This is a genomic window from Streptomyces sp. 1114.5 (assembly GCF_003635085.1).
GTDB lineage: Bacteria > Actinomycetota > Actinomycetes > Streptomycetales > Streptomycetaceae > Kitasatospora.
On record NZ_RBXE01000003.1, the window covers coordinates 317287 to 334840 of the forward strand.

A 17554-nucleotide genomic window follows, 5' to 3' on the forward strand; every position below is an offset into this window, starting at 1 on the left:
CGACGGCCGGAGGTGACGGTCGGGGTGACGGTCGGGGGAGACAGTCTCTGAGGTGACGACCGGGCCGGCGGGAGCCGAGGCGCCTGGAAAACGATACTGGCCGCGGAGACCGTCGACCGTCGGATGGCTGTGCCGGCCCGGCAGGCCCGTCGCCCCCGCCGGTCACCGCAGTTGACGGATCGCGCCCGCGGGGCAGGATCACCGGACTGGCGGTCCCACCGTGCACGGCCGTGCGCCGCGTGGCTACCGTCGACAGGAGGCCGACGACGCCTCCCCCTCCCCCCGACCAGGAGATCCTCATGGCAGCCGACGCTGTGCAGGTGGCGCCCGATGCGTACAAGGTCCTCTTCGAGAACGATCGGGTGCGGCTGCTCGAAGCCCGGCTCCAGCCCGGTGCCACGACAGCCATGCACCACCACCACGACAACCTCGTCTACAACCTCGCGGACGGGCAGGCGGCCTTCACCGACGAGTCCGGTGCGACCGTCGAGGTCTCGCTCGTGGCCGGCTCGACGATGTGGTCCCCGGCCGTGGACCACTCCACGCACAACACCGGAAGCACCGAGGTCCGCTCGCTCATCTTCGAGCTGAAGCGGCCGGCTTCGAACTGACGCAGCGGCCCGGGGCGGGCCTGACCGACGTCGCTACCGAGCGTGGGTGGCCCGGTAGCGGGTGGGCGGGGTGCCGCGGTGGCGGGTGAAGGCGCGGGAGAAGGCGAACTCGGAGGTGTAGCCGACGGTGTTGGCGATGCAGGTCACCGATTCGCTGGTCTCTCGGAGCCTTCGTGCGGCGATCTCCAGGCGCCAGCGGGTGAGGTAGGCCAGCGGGGGTTCGCCGACGAGGCGGGTGAAGCGGCGGGACAGGGTGGCGCGGGAGACTCCGACCTCCCGCGCCAGGCTCTCCACGGTCCAGGTCCGCCCGGGTTCCTCGTGGATGAGGGAGATCGCGGCGGCGACTTCGGGGTCGCGCAGGGCCGCCCACCAGGCGGCGCCGTGGTCCGGAGAGCCCGGCAGGGCCGCCCACTGCCGCAGGATGTGGACGAAGAGGACGTCGACCAGGCGGTCGGTGATGGTCTGTGAGCCCGGTGCCGGATCGGCCAGTTCGGCGGTCAGCATGCGCAGCGTCTCGGTGAGGTCGTGCCGGCGCGCCGAGGGGTCGGCGGGCAGCAGCAGCACGGGCGGAAGAGCCAGCAGCGGGTGGGAGGCATGGGTGTCGAAGCGGTAGCCGCCGCAGACGACGCGGGTCTGCGGTCCGGTGCCGGGGAAGTCGATGGGCGTGCCCGGCCCACCCGGCCCACCCGGCACGCCGGGCTCGCCCGGCCCGCTGCGGGGCGCCCGCGTGACGTCCTCGAACCGGACTGCCGGGGCCGTCGGGTCGCCGGCCATCACATGGCCGGTGCCGGCCGGGAGCAGGACGAGGTCACCCGCCGTCAGGGGAAGCGGCTCGGCGCCCGGGCGGCGCAGCCAGCAGCTGCCCTGGGTGACGTGGTGGAAGACCGCCGAGGGCAGGTGCGGGAACTCGATCCCCCACGGCCCGGCGGCGCGCACCCTGGCGGTGACCGTACCGCCGATCTTCGTGGCGGACAGCACATCGGCGAGGACATCCATGCCCGGACCCTACACGCGATGAGACGAACGGACAGGAATCCGCACCGGACAATCATGGAACGGCTCATACGGGCACCCCATAGCGTCAGAGCCATGGCACACACCACAGTCATCCCGGTACCGGTGCTGGGCAAGCGCAACGTCAACGCCCATCTCCTCCTCGGCCGTCGGGCGGTCCTGGTCGACACCGGCATCCCGGGCAGCGGCGCGAAGATCCTGGCCCGCATCGCCGAGCACGGCGTCGAGCCCCGCGACGTCTCGGCGATCGTCATCACCCACGCCCACATCGATCACTTCGGCTCCGCCGCGGAACTGCGCCGGGCAACGGGGGCACCGGTGGTCGCCCACGTCGCGGATCTCGGGCCCTACACGACGGGCCGGATCCGGGAGCCGTACCTCCCCACCGGACGGTTCGGCCGCTTCCTGGACCGGCTGGACGCCTTTCACGAACACGCCGAACCGTTCCGGCCTGACCTGCTGGTCGACGGTCCGGGCACGCTGGACGAGTACGGCGTCGACGCCCGGATCATGCCCACCCCGGGACACACCGCCGGTTCGATCTCGGTCCTCACGGACGAGGGCGACCTCGTCGCGGGCGATCTGGTCGCCACCTCGTTCCTCGGCCTCGCCCACCGGAAGCCGGCCAACCCGCCCTTCCACGACGACCCGCTCGGCAACCTGGCCAGCCTGCGTGCCATGCTCGCGCTGAAGCCGACCAGGCTGCACGTCGGCCACGGCGGACCGCTGGACCCGGCACGAGTGGCGACGTGGGCGGCCGGGGAACAGCGCCGGCTGGACCGGCTCGCCGCCCGCGGCCGGCTCCGCACCCGGGCGCAGGCCGACGGCCCCGCGGGGAAGCCGACGAGCGACGGGCGATGAGCCGGACGCGGCCGCGGCGGTGAGCCGGACGCGGCCGCGGCGGTGAACCGGACGCTGTCGGCCGGGCCCTGCTGCCGGGCCGTCCGGCAGTCGGACGTGTCCTGTCGGATTCCCGCGGTATCTGCTGAGCTGCCGGGTGTGAACGACGAGGGCGAAGGACAGGACGACCGGCGGCGGTGGCTGGTACTGGCCGTCGGGATGGCGGCGATGACGGCCGGCTGCGCGTTCCAGTTCGGGCTGCCGTACCTGATACCCGCGCTGCGGGCGGACGGCCTCTCGCTGGGCCGGGCGGGGCTGCTCGCGGCCTGTCCGACCATCGGGCTGGTGCTGACGCTCACCGCGTGGGGCGCGGCGGCGGACCGGTGGGGTGAGCGGTGGGTGCTGGCGGCCGGGCTCGGGCTGGGCGGGCTGGTGCTGGTCGGCGCGGCGGCGGTGCACGGGCCGGTCGGGCTGGGCGTCTGCTTCCTGCTCGCAGGCGCGGCCGGGGCGTCGGCGCACGCGTCGAGCGGGCGGCTGATCCTGGGGTGGTTCCCGGCGCGGGAACGGGGGCTTGCCATGGGGCTGCGGCAGACCGCTCTGCCGCTGGGCGTCGCGGTGGCCGCGCTGCTGCTGCCGCCGTTGGCCGTGCACGGACGGGCCTTCGCGCTGCTGGTGCTGGGTGGCTTGAGCGTGGGTGCCGCGCTGCTGGTGGTCGGGGCCGTCCGGGATCCCGCCCGCCCGGCCGGCGGGCATGGCGCCCGGGCCGCGAGCCCGTACCGGACGCCGGTGCTGTGGCGGCTGCACGGCGCGGCCACCCTGCTGGTCGTACCGCAGTTCACGGTGTCGGTGTTCGCGCTGGTCTTCCTGGTGGACGAGCGCGGCTGGGCGCCGTCGACGGCCGGACCACTGCTGGCCTGCGTCCAGCTCGCCGGGGCGGGCGCGCGTCTCGCGGCCGGGCGCTGGTCGGACCTGACGGGCAGCCGGACGGGCCCGATGCGGCGGCTGGCACTCACCGCGGCCGGAGTACTGGCGGTACTGGCCGCGGGGGTGCTGACCGATTCGGCGGTGGCGGTGGCGGCACTGGCGGCGGCGGGCGTGGTGACGGTGTCGACGAACGGTCTCTCCTTCACCGCCGTGGCCGAGTACGCGGGTTCGGCGTGGGCGGGCCGGGCCCTGGGCGTCCACACCACCGTGCAGAACGCCGCCGCGGCGTGCGTGGGCCCGACGGTGGGCGCACTGATCGGCGGTTTCGGGTACGGCTGGGCGTACGCGCTGGTGGTGGCCTTCCCGCTGGTGGCCGCCGCGGTGGTGCCGTAGCGGCGCCGTAGCCCCGCCGCAGTGGCGCCGTACGGACGCCGCTAGAGCGCGGCAGGGACGCCGTAAGGACGCCGCGGCCGGGCTGGGGCCGGGGGCCGGGGCGGGGGCCGGGGCCGCAGGCAGCGGGCCCTGAGGACCCTGAGGACCCTGCGCGGTTATCGGGCCGCGGATCGCTCAGCGGACGAGCCCGTGCAGGAGGAGTTCGGCGAGGTGGCCGTAGGCCTCGGCGTCGGCCAGGCCGGTGGCGGCGGCCACCTGGCGCTGCTGGATGCGGACCATCACCGAGGTGATCACCTCGGCGGCGAAGGCGACCTGGACGTCGCGGAACGCGCCGGCCGCCACGCCCTCCGCGATCAGCTGCTGCACCCGGGCGGCCGCCGCCCGGGTGTTGCGCTCGTACACCTCGGCGGCGGGCCCGAAGGCAGCCACGTCGTCGAAGAACTGCGGTGACACCGGGGCCAGTTCGGCCGCGACCGCACGCAGGTAGGCGGCCAGCCGGTCGACGGGGTCGGACTCGGCGGCCAGCGCGGCCTCCACATGGCCGGTGGCGCGCCGGAAGAAGTGCACCACGACGGCGCGGACCAGTTGCTCCTTGCTGCCCGCCAGCCCGTACAGCGTGCGCTTGGAACAGCGCAGTCGGGCGGCCAGGTCGTCCAGGGTGAAGCGGGCGAAGCCCTCGCCGATCAGCAAGGTGACCAGTTCCTCGAACAGCTCCCACCGGCGCGCGGCACCGCGTCCGGTCAGCTTCGGGGCGCCTGTTCCTGAGGTCTCCATCACCGGAGCAGTATTTCAGGGCCCGCTCATCCTCTACTCTATCCGGTACTGACGTACCGCTTTGAGTACCGCTTGGAGCCACCATGGCCGTCGACCGCCTGCTCCCCACCGAGGAAGCCGAGGACCTGATCGCCCTCGTCCGCGACCTCGCCGACCGGGAACTCACCTCCCGGGTCGAGCAGCACGAGAGCAGCGAGAGCTACCCCGAGGGACTGTTCGCCATCCTCGGCAAGGCGGGGCTGCTCGGCTTGCCCTACCCGGAGGAGTACGGCGGCGGGGGCCAGCCGTACGAGGTCTACCTCCAGGTGCTGGAGGAGCTGGCCGCACGCTGGGCGGCGGTCGCCGTGGCGACCAGCGTGCACACGCTGGCCTGCCATCCGCTGAACGGCTTCGGCACCGCCCAGCAGAAGGAGCGGTGGCTGCCGGCCATGCTGGCCGGGGAGACCGTCGGCGGCTACAGCCTCTCCGAGCCGCAGGCCGGCTCGGACGCCGCCGCGCTGGCCTGCAAGGCGGACCGGACCGAGGACGGCGCCTACCGGATCACCGGCACCAAGTCCTGGATCACCCACGGCGGCAAGGCCGGGTTCTACGCGCTCTTCGCCCGCACCGCCCCCGGCAACCGCGGCGTCTCCTGCTTCCTGGCGCCCGGGGCCGTCGCCGGCCTCACCTTCGGCGCGCCCGAGAAGAAGATGGGCCTCCAGGGCATCCCGACCGCCGCCGCCTACTGGGACGGTGCCCGGCTGGACGAGGCGCGGCTGATCGGCGAGGAGGGCCAGGGCCTGCAGATCGCCTTCAGCGCCCTCGACTCCGGGCGCCTGGGCATCGCCGCCTGCGCCACCGGCCTCGCCCAGGCCGCCCTGGACGCCGCCGTGGCCTACGCGAACGAGCGGACCACCTTCGGCCGGAAGATCATCGACCACCAGGGCCTGGGCTTCCTGCTCGCCGACATGGCCGCCGCCGTCGACTCCGCCCGCGCCACCTACCTGGACGCCGCCCGCCGCCGCGACGCAGGGCGCCCGTTCGGCCGGCAGGCCAGCGTCGCCAAGCTGGTCGCCACCGACGCCGCCATGAAGGTCACCACCGACGCCGTGCAGGTGCTCGGCGGCTACGGCTACACCCGCGACTTCCCGGTCGAGCGCTACATGCGCGAGGCGAAGATCATGCAGATCTTCGAGGGGACCAACCAGATCCAGCGGCTCGTGATCAGCCGCGGGCTCACCCCCTGACCTGCCGCTGCCACTGCCGTTTCTTCCCGCCCCGCTTCCGCTTCCGCCACCACGAGGAGTTCTTCATGGACATCAACGGTTCCGCCGCCCTGGTCACCGGTGCCGCCTCCGGCCTGGGTGCGGCCACCGCCGCCGCCCTCGCCGCGCGCGGCGCCACCGTCTACGGCCTGGACCTGGACAAGGCCGTCGCCGCCGCCGGCCCGCAGCCGGACGGGGTCACCCTGCTGGCCGCCGACGTCACCGAGGAGGAGCCGGTCCGCGAGGCCCTGGCCCGGATCGACGCCGACGGCGCCGAGCTGCGCCTCGCGGTCAACTGCGCCGGCATCGCCCCCTCGGCCCGCGTCCTGGGCCGCAAGGGCCCGCACGACCTGGACCTCTTCCGCACCGTGCTGAACGTCAACCTGCTCGGCACCTTCAACGTGATGCGCCTGGCCGCCGAGGCGATCGCCCGCCACGAGCCGGACGCCCACGGCCAGCGCGGCCTCGTCGTCAACACCGCGTCAATCGCCGCCTTCGAGGGCCAGGTCGGCCAGATCGCCTACGCCGCCTCCAAGGCGGGCGTGGCCGGCATGACCATCACCGCCGCCCGTGACCTCGCCCAGTACGGGATCCGGGTGGTCACCATCGCCCCCGGCATCGTGGACACCCCGATGATGGCCGGCTTCGGCGACGAGGTCCGCGCCGGCCTCGCCGCCGGCGTCACCTTCCCCCAGCGGCTCGCCCAGCCCGCCGAGTACGCCCGCCTGGTCACCATGATCACCGAGCACGACTACCTCAACGGCGAGACCATCCGGATGGACGGCGCCCTGCGGATGTCCGCCCGGTAGCCCGACGCCGTAACCCCGTCCCGCACCCCGCCCGCCACACCCGGAGCCCGCCCGATCACCCCGACCGGGCGGGCTCCGCTTGTGCACCCACCCCGTTGATGCGGGTCTCGGCACCGCGGCCCGGCTATGTCATCATGTGATGACATCGAACGATGACATCACATGATGACACCGAGGAGCACACGTCCATGGAGCCGCTGCCGACGCGACGTGAGCGGGCGCTGGTGCCCGTCCTGGCCTTCCTCAGTGCAGTGGTGGCGGTGATCAGCAGTCTCGGTGCGCCGATGATCCCCACCATCGCGGCCGTCGACCACGTCTCGCTCTCCGAGGCCCAGTGGTCCCTGACCATCACCATGCTGGTCGGAGCGGTCGCCACCCCGGTGCTCGGCCGCCTGGGCGACGGACCGCACCGCCGTACCGTCACCCTCGCCGCCGCCGCGGTGGTCGTGCTCGGCAGCGTGCTGGCCGCGCTGCCACTCGGCTTCGGCTGGCTGGTCACGGGGCGCGCACTGCAAGGCGTCGGACTCGGACTGACCCCGCTCGCCATCGCCACCGCACGGGACAGCCTTCCCCCCGCGGCCTCCCGCTCGACGGTCGCACTCCTGTCCGTCACCACCGTCGCCGGCGTCGGCCTCGGCTACCCGATCACCGGCCTGATCGCCGAGTCCTTCGGCATCCACGCGGGCTTCTGGTTCGGCGCCGTGATCAGCGCCCTGGCGCTGGTCCTGGCCTCCTTGGTCCTGCCCCCGACCACGGACCGCGAGCGGCGCCCGCTGGACGCGCCGGGCGCGGTACTGCTCGGCCTGGCCCTGGTCGGACTGCTGCTGGTGCTGAGCGAGGGCGAGACCTGGGGCTGGGGCAGCGCCATGCTGTGCACGGTGGCGGCCCTCTCCCTGGTGCTGCTGGTCGGCTGGGTGTGGCACGAGCTGCGCACCGCTCACCCGCTGGTCGACCTGCGCTCGCTGCGCAACCCCGTCGTCCTGACCGCGGACGTGGCCGGCCTGGTCGCGGGCGTCGGGATGTACCTGCTGATGTCCCTGGTGATCCGCTACGTCCAGACCCCGACCGGCACCGGCTACGGGCTCGGTGCCTCGGTCGTGGTGGCCGGCCTCGTCCTGGTGCCGTTCTCGGCGGCCAGCCTGCTGTCCAGCAAGGTGGTCCCCGGCCTCGCCCGGCGCACCTCCTCCGCCGTGGTGCTCCCGCTGGGCTGCACCGTCTCGCTGGCCTCGATGCTGCTCTTCCTGTCCGCCCGCGACCACCTCTGGGAACTCCTGGTGGTGATGGCCGTCGCCGGACTCGGCGTCGGCTGCACCTTCGCCGTGATGCCCGGACTGATCGTCGATGCGGTGCCCGCCCACGAGGTCGGCAGCGCGGTCAGCTTCAACCAGGTGCTGCGCTACATCGGCTACTCAAGCGGCAGCGCGCTGTGCGGCGCCCTGCTCCAGGCGCACACCGAACCGGGACGCCGGCTGCCCACCGACAGCGGCTACCGGGACGCGGCCCTGATCGGCTGCGCGGTGTGGGTGGTGATCGGCCTGGCTACGATCGTCCTGCCGCGGCTCGGTGCCGCGACCGCCCTCCGGAGGGGTGCGCGCGTGGACGAGGGGTTGATCGTGGCAGAGGACATCGACGAGGTGGTCGCCGGCGAGAGCACGGCACCCGTCCTACGCGCCGGGACCGAACGGTGACCGACACAACCCCCGAGGCCGGCGGATCCGCCCCCGAGGGCGGCAGCCGTCCGGAGCCGTCCCCCGCACCCCGGCGCCGGGACGCGGCCCGCAGCCGGGAACTCCTGATCCGGGCAGCGACGGAACTCTTCGCCGAGCGCGGATTCGACCGCACCACCATCCGGGAGATCGGCGAACGGGCCGGCGTCGACCCGGCCCTGATCGCCCGGTACTTCGGCGGCAAGACGCAGCTCTACCTGGCCACCGTCCGGCTGGAGCTGGGCGACACCGCACCGGCCGACCTCCTGGAGGAGGACCGCCTGCGCACCCTGCTGGAGCGCCTCGCCCAGCGCGGCCCCGGCCCGAGCTTCCAGGCCGCGGTCCTGCCCGGCGACAACACCGAGGTGCAGCAGGCCGCCCGCTCCTTCCTCCACGAGCGCCTGGTGCAACCGCTCCACGACCGCTTCACCGCCGAACAGGCCGACCGGCCCCGGCTGCGCGCCGAACTGGCGACGGCCGCCTTCGCCGGAATCGTCCTGGCCCGCGCCGGCGGCGCGTTCGACGAACTCACCGCGGCCACCCCCGAGGACCTGCTCCCCCTCCTCCACGACCTCCTCGCCGCCGCCCGCCCCGCCCGGTAGGACGGGACACCCGCCTCCGTCGAACCCACGTCGAGCGCGCGGCAAGAGCCGCGCTACCGCCCTCCGTGCCCTTCACCGCCGGAAGGCGAGGTGCAGGCCCCTGTCCGGGTCGTAGCGGAGCCGCTTGAGCGCGCTCCACTCCGGGCTCGTGCCGTCCGGTTTCAGGATGATGACGTGCCGGTGGCGCAGCACTCCGATGTCCGGGTTCTCCCAGTATTCGGCGGGCGGGAGGTGTTCGAACCAGTGGTGCGGGACGGACACGGTGTTGAGGAGCAGGTTCCGCTGCTGGGCCCGCCGGGCGGCACGCTCGGTGGCGCGGCGACTGTACCGCTTGAGGTCCGCCCTGATGCGGCCTTGCGGGTCGTAGCTGTAGTGGTTGCTGGGGTGTTCCTCCGCCGAGGGGTGGTGGTACAGCAGGACCGCTTCGACGGAGCGCTCCGCGAGGCGTGAGCGGGCTGCCAGGCCCGGAGCACCGTCCGTGCCGTGACCGTTCGCGCCGCCGCTCTCCAGGAGGTGGATGTCGACGGGGGTGCCGTCGTCGGGGTGGTAGGGCTGCAGGGCGTAGGCTTTCGCGGCGTTCGTGTGCTTCGCGAGGTCGGCGCTCCAGCTCTCCCAGGTCGCCGACAGCAGGCGGCCCGTGGAGGTCCGGGGAAAGGGCCGCGGGTCGTAGACGGATTCGATCAGGGACTCGTTGTCGCGCGGGGTGGACAGGCAGGCGATGCGGGAGCCCGGATCGGCCCGCCGGGCGTCCTCGCACTGCGGGCAGGCGTCCTCGGTGGTGCGCTCGGTGAGTTGGTGCCAGGTCGCGGCGAGCGCGTAGGGCGCGTACACGAGGGCGTCGCGGTTGCCCGGGGTGCGGCGCTCCGGGGGCTGGACGAGTGGCAGGTGCTCCTGGTCCGGCTGCCACAGGACGGTCATCCGGGGCGTGCGCATGGCGGCCGGGCGCGTACCGGCGCTGTCGTTGACGGCGTGCCGGTGGAGGCGCCCGCGGCGCTGGATGAGCAGGTCGACGGGGGCCAGGTCGGTGTAGAGGCGGTCGCTGTCCAGGTCCAGCGACTGTTCGATCACCTGGGTGGAGATGACGAGCAGCCGGGCCGGGCGCCGGGGGTTGGGCGCGTCCCGCTTCTCCCCCGGGCCGATGAGCCGGCGGATCCGGGCTTCCCTCGGCAGCCGGTCGCGGGGGGCGAGCCTTCCGTGCAGGAGCAGGATCTCGTCACGGGACCAGCCGTGGCTCTCGGCCCGGTCGAGGGCGTGCACGTAGAGGTCGTGGGCGGCGCCGACCCGGTTGCGGATGACGGTGGTGATGCCTCCGCCGGAGGCTTCGCTCAGGAGGCGGTCGGCGAGGGCCGCAGCACCCGGGTCGGGGAGCAGGTCGAGCTGGGTGTGGAGTTCGGCCGGCGGTTCGTCGGGGGCGGTGCGGGTGATGCGGCCGTACTGGTCGACGAACGTGATGGGGCCTTGGGCGTCGGTGGGCTCGGCGGTGGTGCGGTGGCCACGGCACCACGCGGTGATCAGCGCCTCGCGTGCGGCGGCGGGGAGCGTCGCGGAGAGGACCACTACGGAGGCTCCCGCGTCGGCGAGCCAGGAGACGGCCGCGGCGAGCAGCCGTTCCTGGAACAGCTGGTACGCGTGGGCCTCGTCGATGACGACGGTCTTGTTGGCAAGGCCGAAGAGGCGCAGGAACCAGTGCGCGGAGCGCTGCGAGGCGAGGGTGACCTGGTCGACGGTGCCGACGCCGAAGGTGGAGACCAGGCCGAGGCAGCGGCGGAGGTACCAGGGGTCGAGGACCACCGCGGTGCCCGCTTCCCGGTCGTGGCGGTCGCAGATGGTCGATTCCACGAACGGCGTGAGGTCGGTGAGGTCGTCCGGCGGGGTGCTGGCCTCGCCGGTGTCGAGGAGCCGGTGCACGGTGTCCGTCGCTTCGGCGGCCCCGTGGACGATGGCGAGGTTGGCTTCGGCGGGGCGGCCGAAGGCTCGGGTGAGGAAGTCGATGTGCTCCACGGCGGCCTGGTCGGTGGCGGCACGCGTGGGCATCGCCGTGTAGAGGCCGTGGTAGCCGTTGGTGCGGGCGAGGTGGTGAGCGAGCCAGAGGGCCAGGGCGGTCTTTCCCGCTCCGGTGCCGGCTTCGATGACGGCCAGGGCCGGGCCCTCTGCCGGTGCGGCGTTCATGGCCGCGGTCTGGAACGGGCGGGGGCCGGGGGTGTCGGGAAAGAGTTGTGCCCAGGGCGCGGGCTTCGGTTCCCAGGCGCGGAGCCGCAGTTCGCGCACCGCGGTGCGCGCCTGCTCCTTCGCGTCCTGCCACCACTGCCGGATGCTCCCCCCGGCGCGGTAGTCGAAGCGGTTGTCGTCGGAGGCGATCCAGTCGGCGGTGACGACCAGCCCGGCGAAGAGCGGAAGGGCTGCCGGACGGGACAGGGAGGTCTGTTCCGGCAGGCGGTCCAGGTCGACGTCCAGCAGCCGCGCCAGGGCGGTGAGGAGGAAGCGGTGGATGTCGTCCCAGTCCTCGGCGGGGGCTGCCGTCGGCGCCCGTTCGAGGAGGTCAGGGCCGGGGATGTGACCGTGGTGGCCGCCGAGGAGCAGGGCGACCCGGTGGAGGCCGAGGTGCGGGACGCCCGTGCCGCCGCAGTCCCCGCAGGCGCAGCCGAGCAGCCTGGGCAGACAGAAGGCGGTGACGAGCTCGTGCCGCAACCTGCGGGCCGCGCGGAGGTCCGCGGGGAGCGGGAGCCGGTGCTCGCGGGCCTTCACGAGCCACTCCTTCGCCGCTTTGCGAACGTGTCCCCGATCGGTGTCGAAGAACCGGAGCTGGAAGCCCGCCGAGGCCTTCCCCAGGTCGTGCAGTGCCGCGTAGAACATCGTGTTCCGTCGGGCGAGGTCGGCGCTGCCGGAGCCCAGCGCTTCGGTGAGACGGTCGCGGACGGGTGTCGCGAGGTAGTGGTCCCACAGCTCTCCGGTGCAGGCGGCGACGTCGAGCATGTGGGCGAGGAGCGGGTTCCAGGCCGGACCGCCGCGCTTCTCACTGACCTTGAAGAGGTCGGTCTTTCCCCAGACCGTAACCCCCGCACGGGTGATGTCCCCAGGATCCGTCACGTGGCCGCTCCCGTACCAGTAGGGTCCGCTCTGTGACGAACCGTCAATTTATAGGATCTTCCCGGGATTTCTCGGATTCCCGGGGCGCGCTGCCGAGTTGGGACCCGCGGACGGAAGCATGCCAGCCGGTACTGACACGTCCCGGGGCCCGCCGACGGTCGGCGGAGGAGGACCCGACTCTATGCCCGGCCAAGGTCCGGCGGGCGGGGTTGGTCGAACTCCTGAGGAGCGCCGACGACTTCACTGCGCTGGTCAGCTCGACTCCCGGCGAGGAGGTCGCCGTCCTCGAATACCTGATGGCGATCATGTACGCGTCCGCGTGCGTTCCGGCCACGCCCGGCGCATGGCACCGGTGGGTGCAGGAGGGGCAGTCGCTGGAGAAGGCGGCCGAGTGGCTGGAGGGCGAGCCGGCCGACCACTGGGACCTGTTCCACCCGGAGCGCCCGTTGGGCCAGAACGCGCTGCTGGCCCCGTTCATGGCCGGGCACGGGGTCGGTTCGGCCCAGCTCGTCATCGAACGCACCGGTGACTACAACCAGTTCTTCGACAAGGTGCACCTGCACGACCCCGAGCCGATGCCGCCGGACGCGGCGTTCCGGGCCATGCTGACCCAGCACGCGTACGGCCTCGGCGGACGGGCCATGGCCAAGGCCGACTGGCTGGGCCCGCAGCTGACCTACCAGGCCGTGGGCCGCCTCGGCACCCGGATCCGCGTGCTGGCCAGGGGAAGGACGCTGGGCGACACGCTGCGGCTGAACATCACGCCGTGCGCGCCCGGGGACGTCGGCACGTTCAACTACTCCTGGACCGACGGCCGCCCCGGCAGCCGCCGTGCCTTCCGCGGCCGGAAGGTGTCGCGGCTGCCGGACGGGCCGGCCGACCTCCACTCCTTCCTCGGCCGGTCGATCCTCCTGAGGCCCGCCCTGGTCGACGGCAGGCTGGTGGTCGACCGGGTCCTCAGGGCGGCCGGGGAGCTGCTCGACCCGCTGGCGCCCGTCCATCTCCAGGACGCGGTCCTGGTGCCGGGCAGGAAGGACGGCGGGCCGGAGGCCCTGCGGCCGAGCGAGGACCGCGCGCTCTGGCGGGAGTCACACGCGGTGTACGCGGCCACGTTCAAGGCCGATCCGGAGCTGGCCAAGGGGACCGATCTGTACGACCGCCTCGCCCGCGTGCGCGATCGGCGGGTGGACCTGACCGCGGTGGGCCTGATCTCCCGACAGGCGACCGCCACGGCCTGGGTGTCGGACACCTTCCCCTACGTTCCCGGCCGGGAGAAGCAGCTCAAGTGGGCCGCCGACGAGGGCTCGCTGATCTGCGAGTTCGCCGCCAAGGCCCTGTACGCGGCCGCGGCCGTCGCCCGTGACGAGGCCTACCCCAATCCCAAGCCGTCCGACAAGGCGTCGCTGCTCAGGCGCTTCCACGCCGAACCGGAGCTGTGGGCCGGCGCCGCCGACCACTTCTCCGTGCTGATCGCCGAGGTGAGCGACGGCATCGATGCCGGCGAGGGCCCCCTGGCCGACTTCGGCCGGGAGATCCACGAACTGACCTGGAGGGTCCTCAGGGCCCGTCTGACGTCGCTGCCGCCCGGCGGGCGGGGCATGAACGCCCGGGCCAAGGCGGAGTCGCAGTTGAAGAGGAAGCTGGCGAGCTCGGCCTGCCCGCCGTACCTGAAGGAGCCCCCGCGTGATTGACGAGCAGTTGTCGCTGGACCTGACCGAGATCCTGAAGCCCAGCACAGGTGCCGAAGCCGGTCCCGACGGTGGCCCCGAGGCCGAGCGGCCCCCCGAGCAGCGCCTCACCAACTGGCTGTGCAGCCTGGTGTGGTCCCACGACTACGGCCGCCTGGCCGACCTGCGCCGGCCCGAGGCGCTGTCGGAATCCAGGCTGCGGGCGGCCTCCTTCAGCCCCGAGGAGGCCCACCGGCCGGTCTTCGAGAAGGTCGCCTTCCTCTTCGCCCGCTACCACGCCGGCAGGAGCGCCCCCCAGGCCGGCTACGGCTCGATGGGCGACGCCCTGCGCCGCATCGGCTCCCCCGCCGGCCGGGGCCCCAACGACCCGGGTGCCAGGCGCCTCCTCGACCGCCTGGTGGCCTCCCGCGAGCTTCCGGTCCGCCACCTGCAGCACGCCGTCGAACGCGCGCGGGCCTGCGAGGTCGCACCGCCGTCCTGGGCCCGGCTCGCCGTGGACCTGTCCGCGTGGAAGGCACCCCGCCGGGCGACCCCGTACAGCTGGGCCCGCGCTTTCTACACCCCCGAATACTCCGCGAAGAAGAACGGCTGACGATATGACGATCATCCGGACCAACGCCGTGTCCGACCGACTCGACGGCCACCAGTTCCTGTCCCTGCACGCCCTGGAGAGCCTGGTCGCCGTCCTGCCGGTCCGCGACGAGAACGGCATGGCGAAGATCATCCCGTTCGGCGGCGAGACCCGTAACCTGATCACCTCCCAGGCCCGCCGCCGGGCCGAGCGCACCCTCAGCCGCGAGAAGGCCAACTCCGGAGAAGGAGCCCTGGCCGGCTACACCATGGGCATCCGCACCCGCGAGTGGGCCCTGCTCACCGCGGAAGCCCTGCGCGGCCTGGGCTGGGAGGAACCCGACGCCCTGCCCGTCGCCAAGGCCGTCCTGGAGGGCGTGGGCCTCAAGTTCGGCGACAAGGAGCGCACCCGCAACCTCACCAAGGTCCTGCTCTTCGCCCCCGAGGACGCCGGCACCAAGCTGGCGGAGTTCGTCCACGCCCACCGGAACGAAGTCCTCTCCTGGGTCGGCGAGTTCGAGGAGGCCCGCAAAGCCGCCGAGGCCGCCAAGGCCAAGAGCAGGAAGCGCACGGCGAAGTCCGACGAGGACGTGCTGCCCGTCGATGTCGAGGAGGCCCCCGCGGAGACCGGCATCCCGGCACTGCCCAGGACCGTCCGTGCGGCCGTCCTGGCGGCCCTCGCCCCCCGCGACGCCATCGACATCGCCCTCTACGGCCGCTTCCTCGCCGAGATCGCCGACTCCCCGAACGTCGACGGCGCCGTGATGACGGGCCCCGCCTTCACCGTGCACGCAGCAGCCCAGATCGACGACTTCTACAGCGCCGCCGACGACTCCAAGATCCGCCGCAAGGCCAACGCCCTGGACTACCTGGACGCCGCGGACGACGCCGGCGCCGGCATGACCGGCTACCAGTCCCTCATCTCCGGCACCTTCTACCGGCACGCCGCCCTCGACCGCGTCCAGCTGCGCGTCAACCTGATGGCCGGCGGCATGGGCGCGGAGGAGGCGGACCGGGCCGCCGTCGCCGCCGAGCGCCAGTTCGTCGACGCCTTCATCGACGCCGTGCCGGCCGCCAAGAAGAACACCACCGCCGCCACCGGCTCCCTGCCCAAACTGGTCCTCGCCTTCGACGGCAAGCGCCCCTTCAACTACTCCGCCGTCTTCGAGGAGCCCATCGACGAGCAAGCCGACGGCGGCGCCAGCCGCGCCGCGGCCAGGAAGCTCCTGGCGCACCACCGCCTCGTCACCCGCAAGCGCTCCGACATCGCCGACGGCCGCGTCCTCACCTACGACCTCGGCATCCAGGACCTCCTGGCCGAACTCGCCGCCACAGGCGCCCTGTCCGCGATCGAGGCCGACACCGCCGAGGAGCTGACCGCCCCGTGAGCCGGCCGTACGTGCTCCTGGCCCGGCTCGCCGGGCCCCTCCAGGCCTGGGGCCTCGTCTCCCGCTTCGACCGGCGCGACACCCACCTCAGGCCGACCAAGTCCGGCTTCATCGGCATGCTCGCGGCCGCCGCCGGCCTTTCCCGCGACGAACCGGCGGACCCGGCGCACCCGGACAGGCCGCTGAAGCCGCTCGACGAACTCCGTTTCGCCGTCCGCGCCGACCGGCCCGGAACCCCCGTCCGCGACTACCACACCGTCGGCGGCGGCCGGTACCCGCTGCGCCCGCGCGACCTGATCACCGACCACCGGCGCGCCCAACGGGCTGCCACCGCCCTGGACACGGCCACCGGCCCCACCTTCGGCGCCCTGACGGCCCGGGCCGTCACCGACTGGTACGGAGCCCCCAAGGGGATCGCCCCCGATCCGGAGGGCGGCCCGCTGCTGGCCCGCAAGGTCGGCCGCGACCCGATGATCACCAGCCGCAGCTACCTGGCGGACGCCAAGTTCGTCGCCGCCGTCGAGCACCCGGACAAGGACCTGCTGGAGGAGCTGGCCGACGCCCTCGAACAGCCCAAGCGCCTGCTGTGGCTCGGGCGCAAGAACTGCCCGCCCGCCGGTGAGATCTCCGGCGGCGTCCACCCCGGCCGCATCGAGGACGTCCTCGCGGCCACCAGACTGCTCTCGGAGGACTCCACGCCCGTCCCCTGGACCTGGATCGAGGTGCCCCCCGACACCGGCGGGGCCTCCTCGGTCACCGACCACCCCATCACCTTCCACACCGTGCACCGGGCCTACGCGCCCCGCTGGGAGAAGCGCGTCCGCATCGAACCCGGCGCATCCATCGGATGGGACCACCTGCTGTGACCACTGCCTCCACCGACACCGCCCGCTTCGTGGCCTGCCACAGCATCCTGCACCTGGACGCGACGCACGCCCTGGCACAGAAGGCGATCCTCGACCCGCACGTCATGCACCGGCTGGTCATGTCCGGCTTCTACGGCTGGACCGAACCCGGCGAGCCCGACCCGCGCGCCCAGATGGGCATCCTCAACACCTGGACGCTGGACCTGAAGAACAACAGCCTGGTCCTGATCGTCCAGTCGCGCGTCCAGCCCGACTGGTCCTCCATCCCCCGCGCGGCGCTGGCCGACAGGATCGCCCTCCTCCAGGTCGACACCACGGTGCGCACGGGCGCCACCTACGGCTTCCGAATCATCGTGAACCCGACCCGGGACCGCCAGACCCCCACCGGCGACGGCACGCTCGTCCGCAAGCGGCTCTCCGACACCACACCGCGCCACGTCAAGGAGTGGTTCGCCGCCCGGCTCCAGCCCGTCGGCACCGAACGCGTCGGCCCGGCCGGCGTGCGCCGCATCGGCGCCGACGGCGACCCGGAGACCATGGCGATCCGCATCCTGCCCAAGCTCGGCCTGGCCGCCAAACACCAGGGCACCAAGATCGGCCGCGCCGAGATCAAGGGCACCCTCACCGTCACCGACCCGCACGCCTTCGCCGACGCCCTCGCCACCGGCATCGGCCGCGCCCGCTCCTACAGCGCGGGCCTGCTGCTCGTACGGCCCAGCACGGGGCCATAACGGCGGCACTCCCCCGGTTCCTCCGGGCCCTGCCACGTCGCGGAGCCGGAGGAGCCGGGGCCGCGCCCGCCTGCTCTCCCCAACCTCATGGCCGCCCGCACCTCACCGCTGACCCCGCGCCTGGTCGAGTAGGCAGCCGCTACCGCCCGTACGAGGCCAGCCCTCCGCTCTCTCCAGCGAGAACACCGAGGCACACGAGTTGTTCGACTTCGTTGGGGTCGTGGCGCTGCCCGTTCTCGGGCTCTGGCTCAACTTCTGCGGAGCTGCCTGCGCCGTGCGCGCTCGGCGCTGCCTCAGAGCAATTCTC

General features: G+C 73.2%; 15 protein-coding genes. 12 read left to right on the forward strand and 3 right to left on the reverse strand.

All coding sequences use genetic code 11. The features are described 5' to 3' along the window. Positions 1-299: 299 nt before the first annotated feature. A complete protein-coding gene (locus BX285_RS32825) occupies positions 300-611 on the forward strand; it encodes a cytoplasmic protein (RefSeq protein WP_121179270.1) in 312 nt (103 codons plus the stop codon). A gap of 33 nt (positions 612-644) precedes the next feature. On the opposite strand, the gene BX285_RS32830 is transcribed toward BX285_RS32825, so the two are convergent. Continuing rightward, a complete protein-coding gene (locus BX285_RS32830; RefSeq protein ID WP_121179271.1) occupies positions 645-1607 on the reverse strand; it encodes an AraC family transcriptional regulator in 963 nt (320 codons plus the stop codon). Positions 1608-1700: 93 nt separating this feature from the next. Between BX285_RS32830 and BX285_RS32835 the strand changes: the two genes are divergently transcribed. Both BX285_RS32835 and BX285_RS32840 read left to right on the forward strand, forming a co-directional pair. Beyond that, positions 1701-2486: an MBL fold metallo-hydrolase gene (locus BX285_RS32835; RefSeq protein ID WP_121179272.1), complete on the forward strand. Its 786-nt coding sequence runs from the start codon at positions 1701-1703 to the stop codon at positions 2484-2486. A 138-nt stretch (positions 2487-2624) separates the two neighbouring features. Continuing rightward, a complete protein-coding gene (locus BX285_RS32840) occupies positions 2625-3782 on the forward strand; it encodes an MFS transporter (protein WP_259470940.1) in 1158 nt (385 codons plus the stop codon). 174 nt (positions 3783-3956) lie between these two features. Here the strand turns inward: BX285_RS32840 and BX285_RS32845 are convergent, their stop codons facing one another. After that, on the reverse strand, positions 3957-4559 hold the full coding sequence (locus BX285_RS32845) for a TetR/AcrR family transcriptional regulator (protein WP_220784010.1): 603 nt from the start codon (positions 4557-4559) through the stop codon (positions 3957-3959). A gap of 80 nt (positions 4560-4639) precedes the next feature. Between BX285_RS32845 and BX285_RS32850 the strand changes: the two genes are divergently transcribed. The 4 genes from BX285_RS32850 (at position 4640) to BX285_RS32865 (ending at position 8917) form a co-directional block, all read left to right on the forward strand. Then, positions 4640-5782: an acyl-CoA dehydrogenase family protein gene (locus BX285_RS32850; protein ID WP_121179274.1), complete on the forward strand. Its 1143-nt coding sequence runs from the start codon at positions 4640-4642 to the stop codon at positions 5780-5782. A 65-nt stretch (positions 5783-5847) separates the two neighbouring features. Next, positions 5848-6609, forward strand: a complete 762-nt coding sequence (locus BX285_RS32855; protein ID WP_121179275.1) for an SDR family NAD(P)-dependent oxidoreductase — start codon at positions 5848-5850, stop codon at positions 6607-6609. A gap of 188 nt (positions 6610-6797) precedes the next feature. Further along, positions 6798-8297, forward strand: a complete 1500-nt coding sequence (locus tag BX285_RS32860; RefSeq protein WP_121179276.1) for an MFS transporter — start codon at positions 6798-6800, stop codon at positions 8295-8297. Then, positions 8294-8917, forward strand: coding sequence for a TetR/AcrR family transcriptional regulator (locus BX285_RS32865; RefSeq protein ID WP_121179277.1), 624 nt, complete (start codon positions 8294-8296; stop codon positions 8915-8917). Before BX285_RS32860 ends, BX285_RS32865 begins: the two co-directional genes overlap by 4 nt. A gap of 72 nt (positions 8918-8989) precedes the next feature. On the opposite strand, the gene cas3 is transcribed toward BX285_RS32865, so the two are convergent. Then, the gene (gene cas3 / locus BX285_RS32870) at positions 8990-12004 is read right to left on the reverse strand and encodes a CRISPR-associated helicase Cas3' (RefSeq protein ID WP_121179278.1); all 3015 of its coding nucleotides are present in this window, start codon (positions 12002-12004) and stop codon (positions 8990-8992) included. A 209-nt stretch (positions 12005-12213) separates the two neighbouring features. Between cas3 and BX285_RS32875 the strand changes: the two genes are divergently transcribed. From BX285_RS32875 to cas6e, 5 genes are read left to right on the forward strand one after another with little or no spacing between them, the layout of a single operon-like run. Continuing rightward, positions 12214-13695: a type I-E CRISPR-associated protein Cse1/CasA gene (locus tag BX285_RS32875; RefSeq protein WP_259470941.1), complete on the forward strand. Its 1482-nt coding sequence runs from the start codon at positions 12214-12216 to the stop codon at positions 13693-13695. Next, entirely contained in the window at positions 13688-14284 is a 597-nt protein-coding gene (gene casB, locus BX285_RS32880) for a type I-E CRISPR-associated protein Cse2/CasB (protein ID WP_259470942.1), read from the forward strand. The genes BX285_RS32875 and casB overlap by 8 nt, the downstream gene beginning before the upstream one ends. Positions 14285-14288: 4 nt before the next feature. Beyond that, positions 14289-15650: a type I-E CRISPR-associated protein Cas7/Cse4/CasC gene (locus BX285_RS32885; protein ID WP_121179279.1), complete on the forward strand. Its 1362-nt coding sequence runs from the start codon at positions 14289-14291 to the stop codon at positions 15648-15650. Next, the gene (gene cas5e, locus BX285_RS32890; protein WP_121179280.1) at positions 15647-16516 is read left to right on the forward strand and encodes a type I-E CRISPR-associated protein Cas5/CasD; all 870 of its coding nucleotides are present in this window, start codon (positions 15647-15649) and stop codon (positions 16514-16516) included. Before BX285_RS32885 ends, cas5e begins: the two co-directional genes overlap by 4 nt. Beyond that, entirely contained in the window at positions 16513-17247 is a 735-nt protein-coding gene (gene cas6e / locus BX285_RS32895) for a type I-E CRISPR-associated protein Cas6/Cse3/CasE (protein WP_259470943.1), read from the forward strand. Before cas5e ends, cas6e begins: the two co-directional genes overlap by 4 nt. Positions 17248-17554: the final 307 nt, after the last annotated feature.